The sequence below is a fragment of the uncultured Roseobacter sp. genome (assembly GCF_947491795.1).
Lineage (GTDB): Bacteria > Pseudomonadota > Alphaproteobacteria > Rhodobacterales > Rhodobacteraceae > Roseobacter.
Window position 1 is genome coordinate 1 of the sequence record NZ_CANLKW010000021.1, and the last position, 2,994, is coordinate 2,994.

Annotated in this window: 2 protein-coding genes and 1 pseudogene; all 3 read right to left on the reverse strand. The window is 50.9% G+C overall.

What is annotated here, in order from left to right; translation table 11 throughout:
* Positions 1-38 precede the first annotated feature (38 nt).
* The 3 genes and pseudogenes from Q1A34_RS21845 to Q1A34_RS21855 all read right to left on the reverse strand — a co-directional run bounded on the left by Q1A34_RS21845 (position 39) and on the right by Q1A34_RS21855 (position 2,530).
* On the reverse strand, positions 39-431 hold the full coding sequence (locus tag Q1A34_RS21845; RefSeq protein ID WP_300039616.1) for a glycosyltransferase family A protein: 393 nt from the start codon (positions 429-431) through the stop codon (positions 39-41).
* A gap of 42 nt (positions 432-473) precedes the next feature.
* Positions 474-1,163 carry a class I SAM-dependent methyltransferase gene (locus tag Q1A34_RS21850; protein ID WP_300039618.1) on the reverse strand — a complete coding sequence of 230 codons (690 nt, stop codon included), beginning with the start codon at positions 1,161-1,163 and terminating at the stop codon, positions 474-476.
* A gap of 181 nt (positions 1,164-1,344) precedes the next feature.
* A pseudogene (locus tag Q1A34_RS21855) lies at positions 1,345-2,530 on the reverse strand (IS3 family transposase).
* Positions 2,531-2,994: the final 464 nt, after the last annotated feature.

Below are 2,994 nucleotides of genomic sequence, written 5' to 3' on the forward strand. Positions count from 1 at the left end.
CGAATACCGTTTCCGTGCCATCAATACCGCCTCCAAAACTAAGCCAACTTTGGCACAGTTTTAGGGGGGAAAGACACTTTTTCGAACGTCTCGATGATTTTGGAAGCTCTGTTCGGGCAGGAAATATCGTCTCCCGAGATACACATGATATGCGTCGAGCGTGCCATGGGAACGAGGTTATTCAGACGCGCGTTCAACCCCTTGTTAGATGAATTCCTAATGCACTTGATTTTATGTGGACCGGAATAACTTTCTGTACATGACTTCATGATTTCGAATGTTTTGTCGGTCGAAGCATCATCAGAAAGAATGATGTCAAAATCGGATGCATCCTGAGCCATTGCTGACTCCACGGCACATTTTATGAAACGCTCCTGTTGGTAAGCGAGCACCAAAACAGTCAATTTTGGCGCTGTGGCGTTATTGGTCATCGGAGACATAATTTTTCGACGTTGGTCCACGACACGTCGAAACTAGCGCGAAAAGAGGTTCTTCAATCGAGAACCAATTTGCGAAGCTCCAATGACGTTTTCGCTAGAGCGGGATGTACCTGCGATCTTTCGATAAACGGTCAGTTTTTCTACCTGCTCGTACCCAACATGATCATTGACGAGTTCCTCAAGAAACATCTTGATTTGCAAAGCTTCTGCCTGTTCTTCCGTCATGAACTGGTCGCGCGTGTCCCTCATCCATTTTGAGTTGGTAAAAGCCCAGTACCAATCATCGAAAACAATAATTCCACCAACTTTCAAAAGACGATCACACATGAAGAAGGCGAGCGCATCATGGAGATAGGTATGCGCTCCATCGATATAGATCACGTCAAAGAATTCGCCTTTCCCTTCGCGAATAAGCTTGCTCAAATTCCAGTGGTAGGAGTCCCAATGACGTTCTGTGTTGGCGTAGGTTGTTATGTTGTCGAAGCCCCGTTTCTTGAGATCGTCGCCGAGTTCATCCACTCTGCGCTCGAAGTCGAAAAGATGCATTTCGCCTTTACCGGACATTTTCTCGGCTACTGCGAGCGTTGTTGCGCCGATCCCGACCCCAAGTTCTCCGAAATTCATGGCACCTTTTTCCGCGATCTTCGCTTCTACCCAGCGCATTACGTACTCGGAAGGCTTGGAAATGGTCTCATAGCCAGGTGATCCAACGAGTTCCAGCATTTTGTGTTCCTGTATTTTTTTCTTGGATGACGAGCAGAGCGCTCTACCGCAGACATGATTGTGCTATGAGACTGTTGAACCACCGTCAAGTATCTTCACTATGATGACGAGGGTGCAATCATCTTGACCTAACGACGCCAATTTGGACCTGTCACGCTTTTGTGCCGCCCCCCGTGCTCGTTTAAGCCACCTTTCGTTCGAAGGCGACCGGGCTTCTCCAGCCCAGTGCTGAGTGGCGGCGACGCGGATTATAGAAGCCATTGATGTATTCGAAGATGGCCATCTCAGCCTTCCGCCGCGTCTCCCAAGAATGCCGCCAGATTAGTTCAGCCTTGATTGTTTTGAAGAACGTTTCGACAGCTGCATTGTCATAACAGTTACCCTTACCGCTCATGGACACCTCGAAGCCACGCCGGCCCAGGATCCTCTGATAGTCGTGAGAACAATATTGGCTGCCACGATACGTGTGATGGATGCAGCCACTTGGCGACGCACGGAATGCGATGGCCATATTCAACGCCCGTATCGCAAGATCACGCTTCATGCGGTTGCTCACCGCCCAACCAATCACACGCCGAGAATGCAGGTCCAAGATCACAGCCAGATACAGCCAACCCTCGCGGGTCCAAACGTAGCTGACATCGCCTGCCCATTTCTGGTTTGGCGTATCGGCTGTGAAGTCCCGATCCAGCAGATTTGGCGTGATGTTAAATTTGTGGTCACTGTCCGTTGTCACCTTGTGTTTGCGGGTTCTGACAACAGATATGCCGTTCTGGCGCATCAATCGACCGACGTGGCGGTGCCCAATATTCAAGCCAATCTCTTTCAGCTCTTCGGTCATTCGGGGCCGACCACAACTGCCGAGACTGAGACGCGACTGCTCCTTGATGTGCGCCAGCGTGACCAAATCAGACCGCTGTCTGCGGCTGGCTGGGCCGCTGCGGAATGCACGTAATCCACGTTTGCTTACGCCAACAACGCCACACAAACGGTTGGTTGGGAAGTCGGCCCTGTGCTCTTCGACAAACCTGAACCTCATTGCTTTAGGCCCGCAAAGAACTGGTTCGACCATTGTCCGCGGACCAACGGCGGAAAACGATCTCACCCTTTTTTAAGATTTCCCTCTCCTCCTTGAGAAGACGGTTCTCGCGTCGAAGCCAGTCATTCTCTTTGGCGAGGTCCAAATCATCTGTCGACACCAAATCCTCTATCGACACCACATCCGTATCTCGGTGTGCTGTGATCCATTTGTTCAGTGTCGACATCCCAACGCCCAGATCTTCGGCCACCTGCATACGCGTTAGCCCACTGGTCAGCGCGATCCGCACCGCATCTTGGCGAAATTCGTCCGTCCGTTTCAATCCCATAGTTCATCTCCTTTGCTGCAGTAAATGCTATCAAAGGAGCGGCATCAAACCGCGACAGGTCCAGATCGCCTTCGAACGAAAGGTGGTTTAAACGAGCACGGGGGGCGGCACAAAAGCGTGACAGGTCCAGTGCCTCGATCGAATAGACCTTCAATCCTGATAGGATCAGGAACATGCAGAAAGCACTGCGAATAGCTCCGGCTTGCCAAAGAGAAATATTCCGATAGCGCGCGAGGTTGTTAGACTTTGAAGGGTCAATCGCGCGCAATCCATACAAGAGCAGCTCTCTAGCAATGAGTGCCCACATTGGCAGCAGGTGTCTTTCCCCCCTAAAACTGTACCAAAGTTGGCTTAGTTTTGGAGGCGGTATTGATGGCACGGAAACGATATTCGGATGAGGATATTCTGCGGCTTTTGCGCGAGATTGAGCTGAGCCTGTCATCTGGCTCGGATGTTGTGACAGC